The following is a 24040-nucleotide window of genomic DNA, read 5'->3' as shown; positions in this document are numbered from 1 at the left end:
GGCCGCCCGCCATCGCGGCTCAGTCTTCGAGCGGCATGCCGTAGAGCTCGAGCCGGTGGTCGACCAGCTTGTAGCCGAGCTTGCGGGCGATGGCCTCCTGCAGGGCCTCGATCTCCTCGTCGACGAACTCGACGACCTTGCCGGTCTTCATGTCGATCAGGTGGTCATGGTGGACCTCGGTCGCCTCTTCGTAGCGCGAGCGGCCGTCGCGGAAGTCGTGCCGGGCGATGATGCCGGCCTCCTCGAACAGGCGCACCGTCCGGTAGACCGTGGCGATCGAGATGTGGGGATCGACCTCGTGAGCGCGGCGGTACAGCTCTTCCACATCGGGGTGGTCATGGGCGGCCGACAGCACGCGCGCGATGACGCGACGCTGCTCGGTCATCCGCATGCCCTTCTCGACGCAGAGGCTTTCGATGCGATCCACGACAGTCTCCTCGGAAATCAACTCGCCGCAAGGATAGGGCGACTAGGTCTCGCGGCCAAGGTCGAGACGCATAACAACGGCATCTGCGCTCCCGGCAGCGCCGCGATCATAGTAGCCGCGGCGCAGTCCGGCCCGTTCGAAGCCGGCCGCTTCATAGAGGCCCAGGGCCGGCAGGTTGTCGTGCGCGACCTCCAGGAACATGACGTCGGCCCCGGCCATGCGCGCGGCGCCGGCGGCGGCCTCGACCAGGGCGCGAGCCAGGCCGCGGCGGCGGGCGGCGGGATCGACGGCCAGGGTCAGGATCTCCGCCTCGCCGGCCACGGCGCGGCAGAGGATGAAGGCCAGCGGGGCCTCGGTCTCGATCAACAGCGCAAAGCCGCCCGGCCCGTCCAGCAGCTGGGCGATCTCGGCGGCGGACCAGGCATGGTCGAAGGCGGCGGCGTGGATCTGCGCCAGCGCCTGCGCCTCGTGCCCCCAGGCGCCGCGCAGCTTCATTCGGAAAGGCTCTTGCCGCCCGGCAGTTTGGCGTCCGGCGCACGCAGGTAGAGCGGGCGCGGCGGGATCGGGGCGCGGGCGGCGCCGATGGCGGCGATCGCCGCGGGATCGGCATAGTCGATGACGATCGCCTGGGCCGAGGGCCGCATCTCGGCGAGCAGCGCCGCGCCGGTGCCGACCAGGATGTCGGGGGCCAGTTCGGCGACCCGCGCAGCGGCGGTCTCGATCGGCAGGGCGTCGGGGGCGCTGACCGCCGCGCCATCAGCGAACGCCTGCAGGTAGACTTGGCCGCGTTTGGCGTCGAGGACCGCGAACACCCGGCCCTTGTACGGCTGGGCCAAGGCCTCCAGGGAGCCGACCCCCACCGCCGGGATTCCCAGCGCGGCCGACAGACCCTTGGCGAAGGCCAGGCCGACGCGCAGGCCGGTGAACGAGCCCGGGCCCACGGTGACGGCGATGCGGTCAAGTTGGTCGAAGGCGACGCCGGCCTCGCCCATCAGCTGCGCGACCAGCGGGGCCAGACGCTCCTGGTGGCCGCGGCTCATCGGCTCGACGCGCGCGGCGAGCACCGCGCCGTCGTGGACCACCGCCGCCGAGCAGGCGAACAGGCAGGTGTCGATGGCCAGGATCATCACGGCTGGGACGGGCCCCAGCAGGACGCCAGGCGACGCAGGCTGGCGTCGACCCAGGCGGCCATGGGCGAGCCGCCCTCGCCGCGCACCTCCAGCTGCACCGGATAGGGCGCGGCCGCGAAGCGGGCGTCCTCGGCCCAGAGCAGGTAGCTGTCGGCGTTGGCGGCGGCGGCGGGCGGCAGCGGCTTGGTCCCGACGCCGGGAACCTCGATGCGCGGAGCCGGCAGCTTCTCCAGACCGGCCACGGCGGCGGTCAGGGCGGGGCAGGACCGCGCCGTGGCCCAGGTGACGACGGCGTCAGCCCCGTCGCGGGTCTGGACCCGGCGCGCGATGGTCTGGCCCTCGCGCAGGTAGAGCGAGACGCCGGTGACGCTGCGGTCGGCGCGGTAGACGGCGAAGGCGCCCCAGGGACGCAGGCCCTCGAGGCGCGCGCCCTTGAGCACTGGCCAGTCATCCTCGCTGGCGGCGGCGGGCGCGGCCAGCACGCCGGCCCCGGCCAGGGCCAGGAGCAAGGTTCGGATCGCCCCCACGACGTACGCCCTAGAGCGTCTGCTCGACGCGGGTGACTTCGGGCACGTAATGCTTGAGCATGTTCTCGACGCCCGCCTTGAGCGTCGCCGACGACGAGGGGCAGCCCGAGCAGGCGCCGCGCATGTGCAGCCAGACCACGCCGGTGTCGGCGTCGAAGCGGTTGAACAGGATGTCGCCGCCGTCCTGGGCCACGGCCGGACGGATACGGGTGTCGAGCAGCTCCTTGATCTCGGCGACCACCTGGGCGGTCTCGCCTTCATAGACCGCCTCGTCATGACCGCCGGCCTCGGCGGCGCTCTCGACGAACAGCGGCCGGCCGGAGGTGAAGTGGTCCATGATCGCGGCCAGCACCGGCGCCTTCAGGTGCGGCCAGTCGTGATGGGCGTCCTTGCCGACGGTGACGAAGTCGGCGCCGAAGAACACCCGGGTGACGCCCTCGATGTCGAACAGGTCCGCCGCCAGCGGCGAGACCTGGGCCGCGTCCATGTCCCGGAAATCGCGCGAACCCTCGGCGAGAACTTCGCGGCCGGGGAGGAACTTCAGAACCTCGGGGTTCGGGGTGGCTTCGGTCTGGATGAACATGAGGCAGATGTGGCGCTTTGGACGCGGAATCGCAAGTTTTGTCGCTGCTACACGGCCGCGCAGCGCGACACGAACCGGCGCCAAAGGCCCTGCTCAGGAAGGGGCGCGGTGAAGGCGTCCCGGCCGAAGCGCGCGGTGACCGACGTCATGTCGCCGAGCCGGCGATATTTGTAGGACGGCGCGAAGACGGCGGTCTGCGGCGATCTGGCGTCGGCGCGAACGCGCCAGGACAGCACCGGCGCCTGGAACATCTCGGGCCTGGCGCCTGCCGATCCGAATTCCAAGACCAGCGGCGTGCGGATCGGCGGGCTTGCGCCCGGCGCGACGTATTCGATCCCCGGCGCCTCGACGCGCAGCGCGCCGGGCTTGCGACAGTCGAGCGTCAGGCGCTGCAATCCAAGGCCTGGCGACGCGGCAGGCGCGGTGAGCAGCTCCAGGCGCCGATCATCATCCGAGAGCCGCCAATAGGAGATCCGCGGCTCGGCGGCGAGCGCCGCGGCGGCGGCCAGGCTCGCTAGGGTCCGGACTCAATTGAGCCAGTATGCGTAGGTTGCGGCGAGCAGGACGGCCGAGAGGTAGTTCCTTGCGAGCTTGTCGTAGCGGGTAGCGATGCGTCGGAAGTCTTTTAGCCTGCACCACATGCGCTCGACGCGGTTTCGGTCCTTATAGGCGTTGGCGTCGTAGGGGATTGGAATTCGGCGAGAGGTGGTGGAAGGGATCACCGCCTCGGCCCCGCGCTCGGCGAGCCGCCTGCGCAGATGGTCGGCGTCGTAGCCTTTGTCAGCCAGGAGCTTCTGGAAGGGGCCTGTGGCCTGGATCAGGGCGTGGGCCATGCTGATGTCGTTGATGTTTCCGGCGCTGAGCAGCAGCACCCTGGGCCGGCCGCGCTCGTCGACCAGGCCATGGATCTTGGTGGTGCGGCCCCCACGCGAGCGGCCTATGGCTTGGAGGAAGGCCCCCCTTTTGCGCCCGCCGCCGACCGGTGCGCCCTGACGTGGGTAGCGTCGATCGCCGCGCCATAGATGCCGGTGTGGCCCGTCAGCGCCTCAAACATCTGCAGCCAGAGCCCCTGGCGGCTCCAGCGGTTGAAACGGTTGTAGACGGTCGTGTAGGGCCCGAACTCCGGTGGGCAATCGCGCCAGCGAGCTCCGCTCTTCAGCATATGGACAATGCCCGAGATCACCCGGCGATCATCCACCCGATGGGCGCCCTTACGACCTCGCGGAAGCAACGGCTCGATCCGAGCCCATTCTTCGTCGCTAAGCCACTGAACCTGCTTCGCCATATCCAAGGCTCCTTCCGGAATCCTTGAATCAGCAACGCCAACGCCGCGCTAGACCCTATTGAGTACAGACCCTAGGGCCATCACGCCAGGTCGGCGATTTCGTCGTCGGTGAGGTCGCCGGGCACCACCGTTACCGGCAGCTTGCGGGTTCCCCACTTCACACCGTCCTTGGCGATCGAGGAGACCAGCGGGCCAGGGCCGCGGCCGCCGACCGAGGAGGCCAGCACCAGGATCTTGATGTCGGGGTCCTCGGAAATGACCTTGCGCAGCGCCGCGCGGGTGCTCTCGGCGTGCATGATGATGAACTCGGGCGCCATGCCGGTCTCGGCGATGACGAACTCGGCCATCTTGTGCAGCACCGCCTCGGCTTCCTCGCGGGCCTGGCGCTCGATCTCCTCGCGCACGCCGCTCCAGTGCTCGAACACGGCCGGCTCGATGACCCGCAGCAGGGCCACATGGCCGCCGGTCGAGCGTGCGCGCCGGCAGGCGAAGCGGAGCGCCGCCTGGAACTCCGGGCTGTCGTCGGCGATGACGAGGAACTTGCGCTGGCTCATGGGCCGGACGGTGGCCTGCGCAGCGGTTCTGCGCAAGCCACCTTAAGCACTAGGGATTCAGGTCAGGCACCCCAGAAGCCGACGATCTTGCGGACCTCGGCCAGGGTCGGGGCCGCGGCGGCGCGGGCGCGCTCGGCGCCGGCCGCCAAGACGCGGTCGATTTCGGCCGGATCGGCCATCAGGCGGCGCATCTCGTCGCCGACGGGACCGAGCTTGGCCACCGCCAGATCAGCCAGCTTGGGCTTGAAGGCGCCGAAGCCCTGACCGGCGAACTCGGCCAGCACCTGCGCCGACGTGCGGCCGTCGAGGGCGGCGTAGATGCCGACCAGGTTCTCGGCCTCCGGACGGGCTTTGAGCTCGTCCAGGGTTTCCGGCAGCGGTTCCGGGTCGGTCTTGGCCTTGCGGACCTTCTGGGCGATGGTCTCGGCGTCGTCGAGCAGGTTGAGCCGCGAGTTGTCGGACGGGTCCGACTTGCTCATCTTCGCCGCGCCGTCCCGCAGCGACATGATCCGCGCGCCCGGACCCTGGGTCAGGGCGTCGGGCAGCGGGAAATAGCCCGGGACCTCGAAGTCGTGGTTGAACTTCGCGGCAACGTCGCGGGTCAGTTCGAGATGCTGGCGCTGGTCGTCGCCGACCGGCACCTGGGTCGCCTTGTAGAGCAGGATGTCGGCCGCCTGCAGCACCGGGTAGGTGTAGAGGCCGACGCTCGAGCGCTCCTTGTGCTTGCCCGACTTCTCCTTGAACTGGGTCATCCGGTCGAGCCAGCCGAGGCGGGCCACGCAGTTGAAGATCCAGGCCAGTTCGGCGTGCTGGGGCACAGCCGACTGCGGGAAGATCGTCGCGACCTTGGGATCCAGGCCCGAGGCGAGATAGGCGGCGGTGATCTCGCGCACCTGGCCGGCCAGCAGCTTGGGGTCCTGCCACACGGTGATCGCGTGCATGTCGGCGACGAAGATGAAGGTTTCGACCTCGTGCTGCAGGCGGGCGAACTTCACGAGCGCGCCGAGATAGTTGCCGAGATGCAGGGCGCCGGACGGCTGGACGCCGGACAGCACGCGTTGGGGACCGCTGTAGGCGGGGGGAGCTTGGTCAGTCATGGGATCGGCTTCCGAGGGAAGAGGACAGGCAGGCGCGCAGGATCGCGCCGGGAAAGACGGGAATCAGGCGCTACGCCATCGCCATGTGTTTCGTCCGCAAGCCATGCCTGAGCGAATAAGGCCTGCAGCCGCAGATCGCAAGCCCGTCAGAGGTCGGCCGCGACCGCCGCATCGCCGGGCCGCCGGCGCAGCGCGGTCTTGATCTCGCTGGGCGTGATGCCGCGGAAGGCGAGCAGCAGCAGGCCGTAGACCGCCACGCCGACGGCGGCGACGCCGAGGACCGCGATCTCCTTGGCCCCCAGTCCGATGAGGTGGAAGCTGCGCAGCGGCGCCTCCAGCCAGGCGCGCTCGTGAGACGCGAAGGCCAGCAGCGCGCCGAAGACGGTGCTGGCCGCGACGATGCGGCCGATGCGGCTCCAGGCCGCCTTGGTCGGCGAATAGTCGCCGCGCTTGGCCAGCAGCAGCACCATCTGGGCGACGTTGATCCAGGCCGCCGCGCTGGTCGCCGCGGCGATGCCCTTGACCCCGACGATCTGGAACAGCGCCAGACCCAGCACGATGTTCACCGCCACCGAGATCAGGCCGAAACGCATCGGCGCCTTGGTGTCCGAGCGGGCGAAAAAGGCCGGCTGCAGCACGCGGGCGAGCACGAAGGCCGGGACGCCCCAGCCGTAGTTGAGCAGGATCCAGCCAGTCTGGCGGGCGTCCTCGACCGTGAAGACCCCCCGCGTGAACAGCCCGTCGATCAGGAAGAACGGCATGGCGATCAAGGCCGCGGCGGCCGGGGCGGTCAGGGCCAGCGAAAAGATCACCGCCTGATCGGTGGCGGCCTGGGCGTCGTCGTGGTCCTTCGCCTGGATGGCGCTGGACAGCCGCGGCAGCAGGGCGACGCTGACCGCCACCCCGATCAGTCCGAGCGGCAGCTGGTAGAGCCGCGCGGCGACTTCCGTCCAGGCCCGGCCGCCGGCGACCTGCGAGGCGAGGATGCCGGAGATGAAGATGTTGATCTGCACGGCGCTGGCGGCGATCGCCCCGGGCACGGCGAGCGCGATCAGCGCCTTGATCTCGGGCGTCAGCGACGGCCAGCGCAGGCGGATGTGAGCGCCGCACTTGCGCGCGCCCCACCACAGCAGGGCCGCCTGGAAGACGCCGGCGATCGGAATGGCGATGGAGGCGGCGTAGGCGGCCAGGATGGGATCGTCCTGCGGGATCACCGCGATCAGCATCACCAGGTTGAGAATGGTCGGAAAGATGCCGGTGATGATGAAGCGGCGATGGGCGTTGAGCACCCCCGACAACAGCGCCCCGATCGCCATGCACGGCAGGTAGGGCATGCTGATCTGGGTCAGCACGATGGCCAGCTTGAACTTGGCCGGATCCGAGGCGTAGCCCGGATTGATCACGTACATCAGCCACGGCATGGCCAGCTGCGCGGCCAGCGTGATGGCGATGGTGGCCGCCGCCAGGGTGGCCAGGGCGTCGGAGGCGATGCGGTCGGCCTCGACCTGGCCTTCGCCGGTCAGGGTCTTGGTGTAGGACGGGATGAAGGCCGAGGAGAACGCCCCCTCGGCGAAGATCCGCCGGAACAGGTTCGGGAAGGCCAGGGCCGTATAATAGGCGTCGGCGGCGATGGTTGCGCTGGCGCCCAGCCGCGCGGTCAGCACGAGATCCCGCGCAAGCCCCATGAACCTGCTGATCAGGGTCAAGCCCGACAGCAGCAGGGACGAGCGGATCAATCCGCTCTTGGCGGCAGGAGTTGCGGCTGCGGTCACGGGCGTTGGTGTGCGCTTATGCGGCCGCACCGGTCAAGCCGCCCCGTCAGCGCGCGACGCTTGCGCGCGCCTTCTGCAGGTTGGCCCGCGGCTTCGGGGCGGCGGCCTCGACCTCCTCCAGCACCTTCATCAGGTGGGACTTCAAGGCCGCCATCCGCTTGGGATCGGTCAGTTTTCCGCCGTCGCGCTCGGTCACGTAGAAGGCGTCGACCGCCCGTTCGCCATAGCCGTCGATGTGCGCCGAAAGGATCGACAGTCCCGCATCGGCGAGGTTGCGGGCCAGAGCCACCAGCAGGCCGGGGCGGTCGCGGCCGGACGCCTCGACCACGGTCGAGACCTCGGACGCTTCGTTGTCGAGCATCACCGTCGGGGTGATGGTGAACGCCGCTGCGCGGCCGAAGTCGGTCACCCGGCGCGGTTCGGACTTGGTCAGCTCGCCACGGCCGGCCGCCGCCAGCGAGTCGGCCAGCTTGGCCAGTACGCGCGGATTGTCGGCGCCGTAGGCCGCGCCGGTGGCGTCCTGCACGTAGAACACGTCCAGCGCCTGGCCCTGGCGTGACGTGAACACCCGCGCCCCGACGATGTTGGCGCCGGCGGCGGTGACCGCGGCGGCGAGGTCGACGAACAGGCGCGAGCGGTCGGGCGCGGCGATCACCACCTCCGAGGCGTTGAGGCCGCTGCGGATGTGGCCTTCGGCGGCCGCCCCGCTCTCGGCGGCGCGGCGCGCTAGGCCGGCATGGACCAGGATCTCCGCGTCGGAGAACGAGGTGAAGTAGGCGTCCTCCATGGCCTGCACCCAGTCGGTGGCCGCGGGGTCGGCCGCGATCAGCCGCACGCGGGCGTCATAGGCGGCGTTCTCGTGATAGCGGCGGATGGCGGCGGCGGCGTCGGAGCCGCGCCCGCCGCGGAACACCGCCTCGGTGGCGCCGTAGAGTTCGCGCATCAACTGGCCCTTCCAGCCGTTCCAGACCCCCGGGCCGACAGCGCGGATGTCCGCCACGGTCAGCACCAGCAGCAGGCGTAGGCGTTCCGGCGTCTCCACGATGCGGGCGAAGTCGGCGACCGTGCGCGGGTCGGAGACGTCGCGCTTCTGGGCGTAGTCGCTCATCACCAGGTGATGCTCGACCAACCAGGCGACCATCTCGATGCGCTTGCGATCCAGCCCGAGCCGCTCGCAGGCCGACCGCGCGGCGCGGGCGCCGGCCTTCTCCTGGCCCCCCGCTCCGCCCTTGCCGGTGTCATGCAGCAGCATGGCCAGGAACAGCGCCTCGCGGTCGTCGATCAGCGGCATGACCGCGGTCGACAGCGGATGGTCCTCGGCGAAGCGGCCGTTGGCGATGTCGGCGATGACGCCGACGGCCCGCAGGGTGTGCTCGTCCACCGTGTACGAGTGGTACATGTTGAACTGCATCTGGGCGACGATGCGGCCCCACTCCGGAATGAACCGGCCGAGCACGTCGGCGTCGTTCATCATCGACAGCGCCCGCTGCGGATCGCGGCCGTGAGCCAGAATATCGAGGAACACCTTGGCCGCGGCGGGGTCGCGGCGGACCTTGGAGCCGATGATGCTGGCGCAGCGGCTGGCGGCGGTGAAGGCGTCCGGGTGCAGGTCGAGATCGCGCTGGTCAGCCAGCCGGAACAGACGCAACAGGTTAACCGGGTCGGTCTCGAACACCTTTGGCCCGTCGACGTTCAGGCGCCCGCCCTCCTCGTGGAAGCCGGGATCCAGCTTCTTGCGCTTGGCCCGGCCGCGTCCGGGGATCAGCCGCGACAGCCCCTTGGGCTGCTGCTTGATCTGCTCGGCCTCGAGTTTGGCGGCGAACACCCGGGTCAGGGCGCCGACCTCCTTGGCGATCAGGAAGTAGCGGCGCATGAACCGCTCGACGGCCGGCGCGTCGCCGCGGTCGCCATAGCCCATCCGCCGGGCGATTTCCGGCTGGAGGTCGAAGGTCAGCCGCTCCTCGGGCCGGCCGGTGGCGAAGTGCAGGTGGCTGCGCACCGCCCAGAGGAAGTCGAACGCCTTGATGAAGGCCGTGACCTCCTTGCGGTCAAACATGTCGAGCTGGACGAAGCCGTCGACGTGGCTGACCGGGTGCAGGTACTGGGCGATCCAGAACAGGGTGTTGAGGTCGCGCAGGCCGCCCTTGCCCTCCTTGACGTTCGGCTCGACCAGATAGCGGCTGGCGCCGGCGCGCTCCTGGCGGATGTCCCGTTCCTTGAGCTTGGCGGCGACGAACTGGGCGGCGGTGCCCTTGACCACCTCGGCCCGGAACCGCTGGACCAGCTCCTCGGCCAGGGCGGCGTCGCCGCTCAGCTGGCGCGCCTCCAGGATCGAGGTGCGGATCGTGTAGTCCTCGCGGCTGAGCTTCAGGCACTCCTCGACCGTGCGCGAAGCGTGGCCGACTTTGAAGCCGAGGTCCCAGAGCGCGTAGAGCATGTACTCGATCACGCTCTCGGTGTGGGCGGTCTGCTTGTAGGGCCGCAGGAACAGCAGATCGAGGTCGGAGAACGGGGCCAGGGTGCCGCGGCCGTAGCCGCCGACCGCCATCAGCGCCAGGCGCTCGCCCTCGGTCGGGTTGCGGGCCCGGAACACGTGGACGGTGGTGAAGTCATAGAGGGCGGTGACCACCTCGTCGGTCACGCCCGACAGCAGCCGCGCGGTCTCGATGCCGCCGGCGCCGTTCTCGAGCCGCTCCTTGGCGATCATGCGGCCGCGGAACAGGGCCTGTTTGAGGATCTCCAGCGCCCGGCGGCGCTGTTCCTGTTCGTCGCCGGCGGCGTCGAGGGCGGCGGCGGACAGCTGGGCGCGCAAGCGTACGCCGTCGACGACGTATTCCAGGCGGGTGGGTCGGAGGCGAGGCGGCATAGTGTGGATATAATCACTTCGCGAAGCTGCGGCATCCTCTCCTCTGTCGGGGAGCAGGCCGGGGCCAAACCGAAACCCGCAGGCCGGCCTTCAGAATACCGGCGGCGCCTGAAAAACGTCCTGGCGGCGCTGTGGGCCGCGGCTCAAGCTTCAGTTTGTAGTCTTTGTTCGCCAAGACTTCGGTCGATTGGGGAACTGCTTACCCATCCTTAACCACGGCCGCTCAAGGACTGCTGGAAGCGGGTTATGGTGGAGTGGATTATGACGGGTAAGAGCCTGGACGATCGCCTGGAGTTCATGCAGGTGACGCCGCAGACCCGTAAGACGTTGCGCGCGGCCCAGCCGCTGATCTCCGAGAAGCTGCCCGGCGCGCTCGACCACTTCTACGCCCAGGTCCGCGCGACGCCCGAAACCAAGGTGCACTTCCGCGATGACGGCCACATCACCAAGGCCCAGAACGCCCAGCTGCGCCATTGGCAGGGCATCGCCTCGGGAGAATTCACCGCCGACTACGCCAAGTCAGTCCAGACCATCGGGGCGGTGCACGCCAAGATCGGGCTGGAGCCGCGCTGGTACATCGGCGGCTATGCGCTTGTGCTCGAGCAGCTTGTCCGCGCGGTGGTCGCCGAGAAGGGCGCCAAGGGCTTCGGCGCCAAGGCCAAGAACGCCGAGGTGGCCGAAACGCTGTCAGCGCTGATCAAGGGCGCCATGCTCGACATGAGCCTGGTGCTGGACGTCTATTTCGAGGCCGCCGAGGCCGACCGCGCCAAGGCCGAGGCCGAGAAGGCCCGCTCGGCCGCCGAGCAGGCGACAGTGGTGCGCAGCCTGGCCGCGGCGCTGTCGGGTCTGGCCCGCGGCGACCTGACCAGCCGCATCGAGACCCCGCTGTCGGGCGACTACGCCCAGCTGCGCGACGATTTCAACGGCGCGGTCGGCGAGCTGCACGGCGCGATCGCCGCGGTGGTGGACTCCGTCTCGGCGGTGACCGCCACGGTCGGCCAGATGAAGAGCTCGGGCGACGACCTGGCGCGGCGCACCGAAAACCAGGCCGCCAGCCTGGAGGAGACCGCCGCCGCGGTCGAAGAGATCACCGTCACCGTCCAGCGCGCCGCCGAGACCGCCCGCCAGACTTCCGGCGCGGTGGCCGACGCCCGCAAGGAAGCCGAGACCAGCGCCCCGGTGGTCGAGGCCGCGATCTCGGCCATGGGCCAGATCGAGGACTCGTCCAAGCAGATCAGCCAGATCATCGGGGTGATCGACGAGATCGCCTTCCAGACCAACCTGCTGGCGCTGAACGCCGGGGTCGAGGCGGCCCGGGCGGGCGAGGCCGGGCGCGGCTTCGCCGTCGTCGCCTCCGAGGTCCGGGCCCTGGCCCAACGCTCGGCTGACGCCGCCAAGGAGATCAAGACCCTGATCAGCGCCTCGAGCGAGCAGGTCAGCCAGGGGGTCAATCTGGTCGGCGAGACCGGCCAGGCCTTGGGGCGCATCGTCGGCCGCGTGACCGAGGTGCACGGCCTGGTGGCCGACATCTCCAGCTCGGCCCAGGAACAGGCCGTCGGCCTCGGCCAAGTCAACAGCGCCGTCAATGAGATGGACCGCGTCACCCAGCAGAATGCCGGCATGGTGCTGGAGACCGCGCACGCGGCGGCCGACCTGGCGCGCGAGGCCCAGAACCTGTCCCAGTTGATCGGCCGCTTCCGGTTGGCGACCGGCGCAGCAGCGGTCGCAAGGCGAGCCGCCTAGGCCCGCGCGATCAGATCTGCGAGGCGGTCCTGGCCGGTCCAGACCGCCGCCTTCCAGCCGCGCGCCTGGGCCGCCAGCACATTGGCGGCCTTGTCGTCGATGAAGAACAGGTCGCTGGGCGCATAGCCCGTGCGCGCCTCGATCGCGGCATAGAACCCGTCGGCCGGTTTTGCATGGCCAAGGTCAGCCGCGTAGTGGATCGCGTCGAAGCGGTCCTTCAGGCCCATGTCGTTCCAGAGATAGGCGGCGCGCTCGTGTTCCTGCACGGTGGCCAGATGCAGGGCGTAGCCCCGGGCGCGGAACGCGGCGAGCTGGTCCAGCAGATCATGGTCGAGATGACTGTCGTTCTCGAACCAGTAGGCGCAGAGCTGGTCGCAAGTCAGGTGCGGCGCGATGTCGGCGAGTACCGGCGCCAGCCGCTCGCGCAGCGCCGCGCGGCCATGGACGATGTCGTGGAAGTTCGGAGCGAAGAACTTCTCCTGCAGCAGCTCGATCGCCAGGCCTAGATCGCGCTTGAGGTTCGTCGACCAGCCGGCGGGATCCGGATGGACGACGATCACCCCATCGACGTCGACCATCAGCGCCTTCATCCCATCAGTTCCTTGAGCCGATAGAGCGCGGCCATCGCCTCGCGCGGACTCATGCCGTCGAGGTCCAGGGTCTTGAGCTGCGCCTCGACCTCGCTGGGCGCGAACGCGGGGGCTTCCGGTTCGGCGGCGTGGGCGGCGAACAGCGGCAGGTCTTCCAGATGCGTCGGGGCCCCGGCCTCGCGCTCCAACCGGTCCAGCACCTCGCGGGCGCGGACCACCACCGCCGGCGGCACGCCGGCCAGCTTGGCGACCTGCACGCCGTAGGAGCGGTCCGCCGGGCCGGGGCCGGCCTCATGCAGGAAGATCAGGTCGCCGTTCCATTCCTTGGCCTTGAGCGACAGGTTGGAGACATGGGCCAGCCGGTCCTCGAGCACCGCCAGCTCGTGATAATGGGTGGCGAACAGGCCGCGGCAGCGGTTGGTCTCATGCAGCGCCTCGGCGCAGGCCCAGGCGATGGCCAGGCCGTCATAGGTGGCGGTGCCGCGACCGATCTCGTCGAGGATGACCAGCGAGCGCGGCGTCGCCTGGGTCAGGATCGCCGCGGTCTCGACCATCTCGGCCATGAAGGTCGAGCGGCCGCGGGCCAGGTCGTCCCCCGCCCCCACCCGGCTGAACAGGCGGTCGACGACGCCGATGCGCAGCGCCTTGGCCGGCACGTAGCAGCCGGCCTGGGCCAGAACCGCCAGCAGCGCATTCTGGCGCAGGAAGGTCGACTTACCGGCCATGTTCGGACCGGTGACGATCGACAGCCGCGCGGCGGCCGCGCCCGCCCCGTCGAGCGCGCAGTCATTGGGGGTGTAGGGATCGCCGGCCCGCTTTACGGCGGCCTCGACGACCGGATGGCGGGCGGCCTGGGCCTCGAACACCGTCGAGCGGTCGACCACCGGCCGGGCGGCGCCGACGTCGTCGGCCCACTCGGCGAGCCCCGCGGCGACGTCGAGGCGCGCTGCGCCTTCAGCGGCGGCCTGGATCGCGGGCGCGATGCGGATCGCCGCCTCGCGCCAGGCCTCGAAGGTGGCGACCTCCATGGCCAGGGCGCGCTCGGCCGCCTGGGCGATGCGGGCGTCCAGCTCGGCCAGCTCGACGGTGGTGAAGCGGACCTGGTTGGCCAGGGTCTGGCGGTGGATGAATGTGGTGTTGAGCGGCGCGCTCATCAGCGGCTCGGCCGCCTTGGCGGTAGCCTCGACGAAGTAGCCGAGGACTGCGTTGTGACGGATCTTCAGCGCCACGCCGCTCTCGGCCGCCAGCTTGGCCTCCAGTTGCAGGATCACCTTGCGGCTGTCGTCGCGCAGGGCGCGGGCCTGGTCCAGCTCGGCGCGGACCCCGGCAGCCACGAAGCCGCCGTCGCGAGCCTGGGCCGGCAGCTCCTCGCCCAGCCCCTCGGCCAGCATGCGGCGGAAGTCGGCCAGCTCGAGATCGGCGGTCGGATGCAGCGCGGCCAGGGCGCCGGCGATTTCGGCCGGGGCCGGATCCAACGGCTCGGGCGCGGCGAACAGGCTGAAGATCGCCTCGCCGCCGGCCAAGCCGGCCTTCAAAGAGCCGAGATCGCGCGGGCCGCCGCGGCCGAGCGCCAGGCGGGACAGGGCGCGGGCCATGTCGCCCATGCCGCGCAGCTGGTCACGCAGCTTGGCCCGCAGCGGGCGGCGCTCGCAGAACCACTCGATGGCGTCCAGGCGCGCATCGATGGCGGCCGGGTCGAGCAGCGGCCGGGCCAGCCGCGAGGCCAGCAGGCGCGCGCCGGGCGCGGTGATGGTGCGATCGATGGCCCCGAGCAGCGAGCCGTCACGCGAGCCGGAGGTCGACTTCTCGATCTCCAGGCTGGATCGCGTGGCCGGGTCGATGGCCATGACGTCGGCCTCGCCCGCCCGCCGCGGCGCGGTGAGCGCCGGCAGGCGGCCGGCTTGGGTGGTTTCCAGGTGGGCGGCGATCAGGCCCAGCGCCGAGATCTCCGCGCCGGTCAGCTCGCCGAAGCCGTCGAGGGTCTCGACCCCGTAGAGCCGCTTCAGCCGCGCCTCGGAAGCCGACGGCTCGGACAGCGCCGAGGGCATCGGCTGGATCAGCCCGCCGGCCGATTTGAAGGTCGCCGCCAGGGTCTCGTCGGCGAACAGGCGGTCGGGGACCAGGGTCTCGGACGGGCCGAGCGCGGCCAGGGCCGAGGCCAGGCTGTCGCGCGACAGCGCCATGCACTCCACCTCGCCGGTGGACAGCTCGACGCTGGCCACGGCCGCGGCGCCGGCGCGCACGGCGACGGCGGCCAGACGGTTGGCGCCGCGGGCGTCGAGCAGGCCGTCTTCGGTCAGGGTGCCGGGGGTGACGACGCGCACGACGTCGCGGCGGACCACGGACTTGGAGCCGCGCTTCTTGGCCTCAGCCGGGTCTTCCATCTGCTCGCAGAGAGCGACCTTGAAGCCCGAGCGGACCAGCTTGGCGAGATAGGCCTCGGCCGCATGCACTGGCACGCCGCACATCGGGATCGGCGCGCCTCCGTGATTGCCGCGGGCGGTCAGGGTGATGCTCAGCGCCGCGGCGGCCTTTTCGGCGTCTTCGAAGAACAGCTCGTAGAAGTCGCCCATGCGGAAGAACACCAGCGCATCGGGCTGGCGGGCCTTGGCCTCGAAGAACTGGGCCATGACCGGGGTGGCGCCGGTCGGGTCGGGAATGGCGGAGGTCGGAGCGTTCATGAGCCCGCGGAAGCTAATGGGGTCCGCGCGATCCGTCAGCCCCTGACAGCCGCGTGAGGCCCCTTGAACAAGGGCCTGCGACTTCCAAGCTGTGGCTAAGTGAGGAGCCGCCCTTGCCGCACGTGATCTTTCCCGCAGGACCCGACGACGCCGAAGATCTCGCGCGCGTCCACATCACGTCGTGGCGTGAGACCTATCAGGGACTGCTGCCAGACTCCTACCTGGCCCGCATGTCGATCCCGGTCTATGCGCGGCGCTTTCGGGCCGGACTGCTGCAGCCGGGCGAGCGCGAGGCGACCCTGGCGGCGGCCGATCGCACGCGGCTCGTGGGCTACGCCTCGGGCGGCCCGTCGCGGTCGCGGCGCCCGGGCGAGGCCGAGATCATGACGCTGTACGTGCTGAGGGCAGCCCAGGGCCACGGCCTCGGACGCGAGCTGATGACGGGCCTGGCCCGCGTGTTCGCCGCCAACGGCGCGACCAGCCTGATGCTCTCGGTGCTGCGCGACAACATTCCAGCCCGGCAGTTTTATGAGCATCTGGGCGGCTTGGCCGAGGCGCCGCGGCGGGAGCCGGGGCCCGGCGGCGTCACCCACGAGGTCAGCTATCGCTGGCCCGACATCCGCAGCCTGACCTGCTAGGCCGCCGAGACCGCCACCACGGCCCGGGCCATGACCCCGACGACCCGCTGAGCGTCGGCGACCGTCAGGCCCTGGTCCTCGCGCAGGCGACGCCAGACGTCGAAGCTGAGCGCCAGATCGAGCGCCTCCAGCAGATCACCGTCGACCACAGCGACCCCGTCCAGGTGGCGCAGCAGCAGCTCGCGCTGGCGGCGCACGAAGGCCTGGTGACCGGCGGTCAGGCTGGGCGAACGCGCGCGATTGGCGTCGGCGAAAGCCTTCGGCCGAGCGAGCTTTTCGAACACCACGGCGCGGCGCGCGACCAGCTGGTCGAGACGCTCGGCCAGGGTCCCGTGGACTGGCTCGTCGTAGATCGGGGCCAGGCGCTCGTCCATGACCTGCTGCAGGCCGCGGTGCAGACCTTCGACGTCGTTGAACAGCCGGAAGACCGTGCGCACGCCGACCCCGGCGCGGATCGCCACCGCCTCGGCCGACGGCTGCACCTCGCCGGCCTGGATCAGGTCGACCATCGCCTCGAGGATGCGCGCACGGCTGGCGACGGCGCGCTCACGGCGGCCGTCACGTTTTTCGATAGCTTCGACTGTGCCGCTCATCTGCCGTTGATAGCCCGAGCCGGACGCGCGCGCGACGGGGTCAGCCGCCGGTGACGTCGTCCCAGAACTGTTTGGCCTTGCCGATGAAGTTGGCCGATTTCGGATGCTGTTGCTCGCCGCAGATTTCGACGAATTCGCGCATCAGCTCCTTCTGGCGGGCGGTGAGTTTGGTCGGAGTCTCGACGAACAGTTCGACCACCAGGTCGCCGCGATCGCGCGAGCGCAGCGACGGCATGCCCTTGCCCTTCAGGCGCACGGTGCGGCCGGTCTGCGAGCCTTCCGGCACCTTGACCTCGATGCGGCAGGCGCCGTCGCAGTTGTCGCCGCCCATCAGGCAGGGCGCTTCGATCTCCCCGCCCAAGGCGGCCACCGCCATCGGCACCGGCACGGTGCAGAGCAGATCCAGGCCGTCGCGGTCGAACAGGTCGTGCGGGCGCACGGACAGGAAGATGTAGAGGTCGCCGCGCGGCCCGCCGCGCGCCCCGGCGTCGCCCTCGCCGGCCAGGCGGATGCGCGCGCCGTCGTCGACGCCGGCCGGGATGCGGACCTGTAGGGTGCGCTGCTTGCGCACCTGGCCGTGGCCGTGACAATCCTCGCAGGGGTCCAGCACCAAGCGGCCGGAACCGCCGCAGCGCGGACAGGCTCGCTCGATCGAGAAGAAGCCCTGGCTGGCGCGCACGCGGCCCGCGCCGCCGCAGCCGCCGCAGACGGTCGGGCTGGTGCCCGGACGCGCGCCCGAGCCGTCGCAGGTTTCGCAGTTGATCGAGGCCGGCACGGTGATCTCGACCTCGGAGCCGGCATAGGCCTGCTCCAGGGTGATCTCCAGGTCGTAGCGCAGGTCCTGGCCGCGGGCCGGGCCCGAGCGCTGGCGGCCGCGACCGCCGAACATGTCGCCGAAGACGTCGCCGAACACCTCGTTGAAGATGTCGTTGACGTCGTGGAACTGGCCGCCTCCGCCGCCGCCCGCCGCGCCGTTGACGCCGGCATGGCCGAAACGATCGTAGGCCGCGCGCTTCTGGGGATCGGAGAGGACCGAATAGGCCTCGTTGATCTCCTTGAACCGGCCGGCCGCTTCCTCGCACCCGCCGTTACGGTCGGGGTGGTGTTCCATGGCGAGCTTGCGGAACGACGACTTCAGCGCAGCTTCGTCCGCGCTCCGTTCCACGCCGAGGATATCGTAATAATCCCGCATGCTATGTCAGAGGTTCAAATTGATCTGAGAATTGAGGTGGGATGATCCCCGCCCGACTGCAAGGCTTATTCCAAACCGGAGCAGGCGGAGATTTCCACTGGGGGGCGCCCGAACCGATGGCGGTCGTCTCGCAGAATTTGCGGATGACCGCCATCGGGCGGAACGTCACGCCGACTTCTTGTCGTCGTCGGCCACTTCTTCGAATTCGGCGTCGACCACGTCGTCGTCCGCCGCCGCGCCCTGGGGCTGCTCTTCCGAGCCGCCTTGCTGGGCCGCATACATCGCCTCGCCCAGCTTCATCGAAGCCTGGATGAGGGTCTGGGTCTTGGCCGAGATCGCCTCGGCGTCGTCACCGTCCAGCGCGGACTTGGCGTCAGCCAGCGCCGTCTCGATGGCCGACTTGTCGTCGCCCGAGATCTTGTCGCCGTGCTCGGCCAAAGCCTTTTCGGTGGAGTGCACCACCGCCTCGGCCTGGTTCTTGGCCTCGACGACGGCCTTGCGCTTTTCGTCCTCGGCTTTGTTGGCCTCGGCTTCCTGGACCATCTTGTCGATGTCCGCGTCCGAGAGGCCGCCATTGGCCTGGATGCGGATCGACTGCTCCTTGCTGGTCGCCTTGTCGCGGGCCGACACGTTGACGATGCCGTTGGCGTCGATGTCGAAGGTGACCTCGACCTGCGGCACGCCACGCGGGGCCGGCGGAATGCCGACCAGGTCGAACTGACCCAGCATCTTGTTGTCGTGCGCCATCGGGCGTTCGCCCTGGAACACGCGGATGGTCACGGCCGACTGGTTGTCGTCAGCGGTCGAGAAGGTCTGCGAACGCTTGGTCGGGATCGTGGTGTTGCGTTCGATCAGCGGAGTGAACACGCCGCCCAGGGTTTCGATGCCCAGGGTCAGCGGGGTGACGTCCAGCAGCAGCACGTCCTTGACGTCGCCTTGCAGCACGCCGGCCTGCACCGCAGCGCCAAGCGCCACGACTTCGTCCGGGTTCACGCCCTTGTGGGGCTCGCGGCCGAAGAACTCCTTCACGGTCTCGACGACCTTGGGCATGCGGGTCATGCCGCCGACCAGGATCACTTCGTCGATGTCGGTCTTCTTCAGGCCGGCGTCCTTCAGCGCCTGCTCGCAGGGGCCGACGGTGCGGGCGACCAGGTCTTCGACCAGGGCTTCGAGCTTGGCACGCGAGAGCTTGATGTTCAGGTGCAGCGGGCCCGAGGCGTTCATCGAGATGAACGGCAGGTTGACCTCGTACTGGGCGACCGAGGACAGCTCCTTCTTGGCCTTTTCGCCTTCTTCCTTCAGGCGCTGCAGGGCCAGCTTGTCGTTCCGCAGATCGACGCCGGTTTCCTTTTTGAACTCGTCGGCGAGGTACTCGACGATGCGCATGTCGAAGTCTTCACCGCCGAGGAAGGTGTCGCCGTTGGTGGCCTTCACCTCGAACACGCCGTCGCCGATCTCCAGGATCGAGACGTCGAAGGTGCCGCCGCCGAGGTCGTAGACGGCGATCTTCTTGCCGTCGTTCTTCTCAAGGCCGTAGGCCAGCGCCGCCGCGGTCGGTTCGTTGATGATGCGCAGGACTTCCAGGCCGGCGATCTTGCCGGCGTCCTTGGTCGCCTGACGCTGGGCGTCGTTGAAGTAGGCCGGGACGGTGATGACCGCCTTCTCGACCTTCTCGCCGAGGTGCTGCTCGGCGGCTTCCTTCATCTTCTGCAGGATGAAGGCCGAGACCTGCTGGGGCGAATAGTCCTTGCCGTGGGCCTTCACCCAGGCGTCGCCGTTCGGGCCCTTGACGATCTCGTAGGGCACCATGCCCTTGTCCTTCTCCACCAGCGGATCGTTGTACTGACGACCGATCAAACGCTTGATCGCGAACAGGGTGTTGGCGGGGTTGGTGACAGCCTGCCGCTTGGCCGGCTGGCCGACGAGGCGCTCGCCGTCGTCGAGGATGGCGACGACAGACGGAGTGGTCCGCACGCCCTCGGCGTTCTCAATCACTTTCGGCGCTTTGCCGTCCATGATGGCGACGCACGAGTTGGTCGTGCCCAAGTCGATGCCGATGATCTTGCTCATATCGAGTCTTGCTCGCTCCTGAATGGCGGACGCCGGTTTGAGGGCCTTCGTTTGAAGCACCCCGGTTCTTCTCGGCATCCCCGGTTCGAATAAGGGCTCGGCCGGTTAACCCATGGGGCAACCAGCGTCGAGTCGCGATATGGGATCACATGCACCCGCCGCAAGTGCGTAATGACCCTATAACTTGCGGGGTCTTCGCCCCAGCGGCCCGGGCCAAGCCTCTAATATGCCTGCATAGGCTTTGCTGTCGTAAGGGCTCGCGCCCCCGCCGGCGGCCAGGTAGGCATGCTGGACGACCATCGCCTGCTGCTCGATGTTGAGCTGAGAAAATGACCGGCCGTCCGCCAAATCATATGCGTAGGCGGCCCGGCCATCCCCGGCGCGAAGCTTGGCGAAGGGCAGGAAAACCCCTTGCTGGGCCTGCCAGACGTGGACCAGTTCGTGCACCAGCACCGAGCGCAACCAGAGCGGCGCGGTCGAAAAATCGGCCAGGGCCGAGGCCGCCGGCCAGACCACCAGCCCGGCCGACGGGACGAAAGGTCGCGGCCAGACCGGCAGGCTGAGGATCCGCACCCGCGCGGGGTCGAGCCCGTCGCCGAACACCTGCCCGCACAGGCCCCGCTCGCCGGAGGTCAGCCGGCGCGCGCGCAGGGGCGGCATGCACAGGTCGCTGGCGGCGCGGATCGTCATTGCGCCTATATGAGCACCGATGAGCATTTCGACGACCAGTGGATTTCGCCTGCTGCCTGGCCGGCTGTCGCCCGCCGCCCAGGCCGAGCTGCTGGCGCAGATCACCGCCGGCCTGACCGATGCGCCGCTGGTCCACCAGTCGACGCCCGGCGGCAAGCCGATGAGCGTGGCGATGAGCAGCTTCGGCGCGCTCGGCTGGACCACCGACGCCAAGGGCTATCGCTACGAGCCGCGGCACCCGACCACCGGCAGGTTCTGGCCGCCGATGCCCACCATCCTGACGGAGCTCTGGCGCGAACTGGCCGACCCTGAGGTTCCGCCCGACGCGTGCCTGATCAACTTTTATAACGCACAGGCGAAGATGGGCCTGCATCAGGACAAGGACGAGGCCGACTTCCGGTTTCCAGTGCTGTCGGTCTCGCTCGGCGACACGGCGGTGTTCCGCGTCGGCGGTCTCAAGCGCAGCGATCCGACCACCTCGGTGCGGCTGTCGTCAGGCGACGTCTGCCTGCTGGCCGGCGAGGCGCGGCTCTATCATCACGGGGTCGACCGCATCCTGCCGGGATCCTCGCGGCTGGTGCCGGGCGGCGGTCGGTTCAACCTGACCCTGCGGCGGGCCGCGCCAGCCTAGTGCATAACCGCCTAGTACGGCGGCTGCTCGGGCGGCGGGGTCAGGCCGTCGATCAGGTCGCCGACCCGGTCTTCCTCGGGCGGCGGCGAGGTCGGCGCCTTGGGCGCCGGCGCGGCCTTGGGCTCAGGCGCCTTCTCCACTGGAGTCGGGGCCTGTTCGGCCTCTTCGGCGGGCTTTTCCTCTTCCTTCTTCGGTTCGGGGGCGAGTTCGGAAGGGGTCAGCACCAGGTCGTCGAGCGGCTGAGCGTCGCTGGCCTGGATCGGCGCGCCGCCGCCGGCCGCCTCGCCGGGCAGCCGAGCTCGTTCCGGAGCGCCGCGCACGCCGAGGATGAACCCGCCCACGGCGCAGAGGCCGAGGATGACGGCGACGAACCGCAGGACGCTTCGAGGCATGCTCCACATGCGGCGAACCTAGATGGGCTTGGCCAAAACGGAAACGGGATTTTGCGGGTACGGCGGCGCTTACGGCCGGGCTTGGTAAACGCCTCTTAACCCTCGTCCGGGCAAACAAGGGGTCTCTGAAATCAGGAGTTCGGGATGGCGCGGGCGGCGCGAAAGACGGGTGTCGAGCTGGGGATGCACATTGCCGGCCTGGCCTGGTCGCATCCAGCCACGGCGCGGCTGCGCGGCGGCATCGTCGCGGCGGCCGGCATCGCCCTGATCATCGCGCTGGCGACCTACAACGCCGCCGATCCGAGCCTCAACGCCGCCTCGGCCCTGTCGCCGACCAACGCCCTGGGCGCGCCCGGGGCGACCGCCGCCGACGTCGGGATCCAGTCGCTGGGCCTGGCCGCCGGCGTCGGGGCGCTCTTGATGGTGGTGTTCGGGCTGGGCCGCGCCACCACCCCGCAACCGGACCTGACCCGCCGCAAGGTGCGCCTGCGCGCCGCCATCGGCCTGCTCGGCGTGATGGCGTTGGCCGGCCTGCTGAGCGCGCCCCCCGCACCTGCAGCCTGGCCGCTGGCCAAGGGCCTGGGCGGGTTCTGGGGCGACGGCCTGCTGCACGCGATCGCCGGCCTGTTCGCCTACGCCCACATTCCAGGCGGCGTGCTCATCGCCTCGCTGCTGCTGCTGGCCGCCGCCGCAGCCGGCCTGGGCTTCGCCATCGGCGTGCGCCGCTCGGAGCTGGCCGCCAGCATCGAGTGGGTCCGCAACGCCCTTCAGCAGGCGCCGCAGGCCCCCGCCCCGCCCACCAAGCCGGCCCGCGCGCCGACTGCGCGCCGCACCCCCGCGGCCGAACCGGCGGCGGCTCCCGCCCAGCGCCCGGCGCAGCCCGCGCCGACCGTGGAACCCATGGCCTATGCCGACGACGCCGACGATCTCGACGACGGCGACACCGTCGCCAGCCCGGTGGCGATCAAGCAACCCAAGCCCGCGCCGAAGGAATCCGGCCGCGAGCAGCGCGAGGCCCAGGGCGCGTTCGACTTCGTGAAGTCCGGCGGCTTCGCGCTGCCCGAACTGGCCATGCTGGCCAAGCCCAAGCCGCGCGCCTCGATGTTCGACGAAGGCGCCCTGCGCCAGAACGCCCAGCTGCTGGAAAGCGTGCTGGCCGAATTCGGCGTGCGCGGCGCCATCGACCAGATCCGCCCCGGCCCGGTGGTCACGCTCTACGAACTGGTGCCGGCGGCCGGCGTGAAGTCGGCCCGCGTCGTGGCCCTGGCCGACGACATCGCCCGCTCGATGTCGGTCGCCGCCTGCCGAGTCAGCGTCGTGCCGGGCCGCAACGCCATCGGCATCGAGCTGCCGAACGCGCGGCGCGAGACCGTCTATCTGCGCGACCTGCTGGCCAGTTCGGAGTACGAGCGCTCGACCCAGGCCCTGCCGATGGCGCTGGGCGAGAACATCGGCGGCGAGCCCTACATCGCCGACCTGTCGAAGATGCCCCACCTGCTGATCGCCGGCACCACCGGCTCGGGCAAGTCGGTCGGCGTCAACGCGATGATCCTGTCGATCCTGTACCGGCTGCCGCCGGATCAGTGCCGGTTCATCATGATCGACCCGAAGATGCTGGAACTGTCGGTCTATGACGGCATCCCGCACCTGCTGGCCCCGGTCGTCACCGACCCGAAGAAGGCCATTGTCGCGCTGAAGTGGACGGTGCGCGAGATGGAGGACCGCTACCGGCTGATGTCGAAGATCGGGGTGCGCAACGTCGCCTCCTACAACGAGCGCGCCAAGGAGGCGGCCGCCAAGGGCGAGCACTTCGAGCGCACCGTGCAGACCGGCTTCGACGACAGCGGCCGGCCGATCTACGAGAGCGAGCGGATCGACCCCAAGCCGATGCCCTACCTGGTGGTGGTGATCGACGAGGTCGCCGACCTGATGCTGGTCGCCGGCAAGGACGTGGAAGGCGCGGTGCAGCGCCTGGCCCAGATGGCCCGCGCCGCCGGTATCCACCTGGTCATGGCGACGCAACGCCCGTCGGTCGACGTCATCACCGGCACCATCAAGGCCAACTTCCCGACCCGGATCTCCTTCCAGGTCACCTCGAAGATCGACAGCCGCACCATCCTGGGCGAGCAGGGCGCCGAGCAGCTGTTGGGCCAGGGCGACATGCTCTACATGGCCGGCGGCGGCCGCATCACCCGCCTGCACGGGCCGTTCGTGTCCGACGGCGAGGTCGAGGCGGTGGCCAAGTTCCTGCGCGACCAGGGCGAGCCGCAGTACCTCGAGGACGTCACCGCCGGCGGCGACGACGAGGACGGCGGCGGCGAGGCCTTCGGCGACGAGGGTGGCGGGTCGGGCGACGACCTCTACGACCGCGCCGTGGCCGTGGTCACCCGCGATCGCAAGGCCTCGACCAGCTACGTCCAGCGCCGGCTGCAGATCGGCTACAACCGCGCCGCCTCGCTGATCGAGCGGATGGAGAACGAGGGCGTGGTCAGCCCGGCCAACCACGCCGGCAAGCGCGAGGTCCTGGTCGGCGCGCCGCCGTAGACTTCTCCCTCCCCACAAGGGAGAGGGGAAATGAC

Annotated in this window: 21 protein-coding genes and 1 pseudogene; 4 read left to right on the top strand and 18 right to left on the bottom strand. The window is 69.9% G+C overall.

Annotated features, from left to right (window positions below; genetic code table 11):
* Positions 1-19: 19 nt before the first annotated feature.
* The 11 genes and pseudogenes from O4N75_RS00695 to O4N75_RS00645 all read right to left on the bottom strand — a co-directional run bounded on the left by O4N75_RS00695 (position 20) and on the right by O4N75_RS00645 (position 10241).
* Positions 20-427: a Fur family transcriptional regulator gene (locus O4N75_RS00695; protein ID WP_269627499.1), complete on the bottom strand. Its 408-nt coding sequence runs from the start codon at positions 425-427 to the stop codon at positions 20-22.
* A 42-nt stretch (positions 428-469) separates the two neighbouring features.
* A complete protein-coding gene (gene rimI, locus O4N75_RS00690) occupies positions 470-922 on the bottom strand; it encodes a ribosomal protein S18-alanine N-acetyltransferase (RefSeq protein WP_269627498.1) in 453 nt (150 codons plus the stop codon).
* Positions 919-1554 (bottom strand): tRNA (adenosine(37)-N6)-threonylcarbamoyltransferase complex dimerization subunit type 1 TsaB, encoded by a 636-nt coding sequence (tsaB, locus tag O4N75_RS00685; protein ID WP_269627497.1) that lies wholly within the window; start codon positions 1552-1554, stop codon positions 919-921. The genes rimI and tsaB overlap by 4 nt, the downstream gene beginning before the upstream one ends.
* Entirely contained in the window at positions 1554-2084 is a 531-nt protein-coding gene (locus O4N75_RS00680; protein ID WP_269627496.1) for a hypothetical protein, read from the bottom strand. The genes tsaB and O4N75_RS00680 overlap by 1 nt, the downstream gene beginning before the upstream one ends.
* A gap of 10 nt (positions 2085-2094) precedes the next feature.
* Positions 2095-2667, bottom strand: coding sequence for a NifU family protein (locus O4N75_RS00675; protein ID WP_269627495.1), 573 nt, complete (start codon positions 2665-2667; stop codon positions 2095-2097).
* 47 nt (positions 2668-2714) lie between these two features.
* A complete protein-coding gene (locus tag O4N75_RS00670; RefSeq protein WP_269627494.1) occupies positions 2715-3062 on the bottom strand; it encodes a hypothetical protein in 348 nt (115 codons plus the stop codon).
* 132 nt (positions 3063-3194) lie between these two features.
* Positions 3195-3952, bottom strand: a pseudogene (locus O4N75_RS00665) (IS5 family transposase).
* A gap of 80 nt (positions 3953-4032) precedes the next feature.
* On the bottom strand, positions 4033-4506 hold the full coding sequence (locus tag O4N75_RS00660; protein ID WP_269627493.1) for a universal stress protein: 474 nt from the start codon (positions 4504-4506) through the stop codon (positions 4033-4035).
* A 62-nt stretch (positions 4507-4568) separates the two neighbouring features.
* Positions 4569-5603 (bottom strand): tryptophan--tRNA ligase, encoded by a 1035-nt coding sequence (trpS, locus tag O4N75_RS00655; RefSeq protein ID WP_269627492.1) that lies wholly within the window; start codon positions 5601-5603, stop codon positions 4569-4571.
* Between the two features lie 146 nt (positions 5604-5749).
* Positions 5750-7339, bottom strand: a complete 1590-nt coding sequence (gene murJ, locus O4N75_RS00650) for a murein biosynthesis integral membrane protein MurJ (protein ID WP_269627491.1) — start codon at positions 7337-7339, stop codon at positions 5750-5752.
* 82 nt (positions 7340-7421) lie between these two features.
* Entirely contained in the window at positions 7422-10241 is a 2820-nt protein-coding gene (locus O4N75_RS00645; RefSeq protein ID WP_269627490.1) for a [protein-PII] uridylyltransferase, read from the bottom strand.
* Between the two features lie 261 nt (positions 10242-10502).
* On the opposite strand from O4N75_RS00645, the gene O4N75_RS00640 reads away from it, so the two are divergent.
* Positions 10503-11984 carry a globin-coupled sensor protein gene (locus tag O4N75_RS00640; protein ID WP_269627489.1) on the top strand — a complete coding sequence of 494 codons (1482 nt, stop codon included), beginning with the start codon at positions 10503-10505 and terminating at the stop codon, positions 11982-11984.
* Here the strand turns inward: O4N75_RS00640 and O4N75_RS00635 are convergent.
* Both O4N75_RS00635 and mutS read right to left on the bottom strand, forming a co-directional pair.
* Entirely contained in the window at positions 11981-12562 is a 582-nt protein-coding gene (locus tag O4N75_RS00635; RefSeq protein ID WP_269627487.1) for an HAD-IA family hydrolase, read from the bottom strand. The genes O4N75_RS00640 and O4N75_RS00635 overlap by 4 nt on opposite strands.
* An 8-nt stretch (positions 12563-12570) precedes the next feature.
* Complete coding sequence (gene mutS / locus O4N75_RS00630) at positions 12571-15255, bottom strand: DNA mismatch repair protein MutS (RefSeq protein WP_269627486.1); 2685 nt, start codon at positions 15253-15255, stop codon at positions 12571-12573.
* Between the two features lie 122 nt (positions 15256-15377).
* On the opposite strand from mutS, the gene O4N75_RS00625 reads away from it, so the two are divergent.
* Positions 15378-15893: a GNAT family N-acetyltransferase gene (locus tag O4N75_RS00625; RefSeq protein ID WP_269629410.1), complete on the top strand. Its 516-nt coding sequence runs from the start codon at positions 15378-15380 to the stop codon at positions 15891-15893.
* On the opposite strand, the gene O4N75_RS00620 is transcribed toward O4N75_RS00625, so the two are convergent.
* The 4 genes from O4N75_RS00620 to O4N75_RS00605 all read right to left on the bottom strand — a co-directional run bounded on the left by O4N75_RS00620 (position 15890) and on the right by O4N75_RS00605 (position 20438).
* Positions 15890-16486 (bottom strand): TetR/AcrR family transcriptional regulator, encoded by a 597-nt coding sequence (locus O4N75_RS00620; protein ID WP_269627485.1) that lies wholly within the window; start codon positions 16484-16486, stop codon positions 15890-15892. The two genes, O4N75_RS00625 and O4N75_RS00620, sit on opposite strands and share 4 nt — an antisense overlap.
* A gap of 40 nt (positions 16487-16526) precedes the next feature.
* The gene (gene dnaJ / locus O4N75_RS00615; protein WP_269627484.1) at positions 16527-17678 is read right to left on the bottom strand and encodes a molecular chaperone DnaJ; all 1152 of its coding nucleotides are present in this window, start codon (positions 17676-17678) and stop codon (positions 16527-16529) included.
* Positions 17679-17843: 165 nt separating this feature from the next.
* Complete coding sequence (dnaK, locus tag O4N75_RS00610) at positions 17844-19748, bottom strand: molecular chaperone DnaK (RefSeq protein WP_269627483.1); 1905 nt, start codon at positions 19746-19748, stop codon at positions 17844-17846.
* A gap of 177 nt (positions 19749-19925) precedes the next feature.
* The gene (locus O4N75_RS00605; protein ID WP_269627482.1) at positions 19926-20438 is read right to left on the bottom strand and encodes a hypothetical protein; all 513 of its coding nucleotides are present in this window, start codon (positions 20436-20438) and stop codon (positions 19926-19928) included.
* 19 nt (positions 20439-20457) lie between these two features.
* Between O4N75_RS00605 and O4N75_RS00600 the strand changes: the two genes are divergently transcribed.
* Entirely contained in the window at positions 20458-21069 is a 612-nt protein-coding gene (locus tag O4N75_RS00600; protein ID WP_269627481.1) for an alpha-ketoglutarate-dependent dioxygenase AlkB, read from the top strand.
* A gap of 11 nt (positions 21070-21080) precedes the next feature.
* On the opposite strand, the gene O4N75_RS00595 is transcribed toward O4N75_RS00600, so the two are convergent.
* Positions 21081-21461: a hypothetical protein gene (locus O4N75_RS00595; protein ID WP_269627480.1), complete on the bottom strand. Its 381-nt coding sequence runs from the start codon at positions 21459-21461 to the stop codon at positions 21081-21083.
* A gap of 144 nt (positions 21462-21605) precedes the next feature.
* Between O4N75_RS00595 and O4N75_RS00590 the strand changes: the two genes are divergently transcribed.
* Positions 21606-24005, top strand: a complete 2400-nt coding sequence (locus O4N75_RS00590; protein WP_269627479.1) for a DNA translocase FtsK 4TM domain-containing protein — start codon at positions 21606-21608, stop codon at positions 24003-24005.
* The last annotated feature ends 35 nt before the right edge of the window (positions 24006-24040 follow it).

The organism is Phenylobacterium sp. NIBR 498073 (assembly GCF_027286305.1).
Taxonomy (GTDB): domain Bacteria; phylum Pseudomonadota; class Alphaproteobacteria; order Caulobacterales; family Caulobacteraceae; genus Phenylobacterium.
This window is presented reverse-complemented; position numbering and strand designations above follow the sequence as displayed.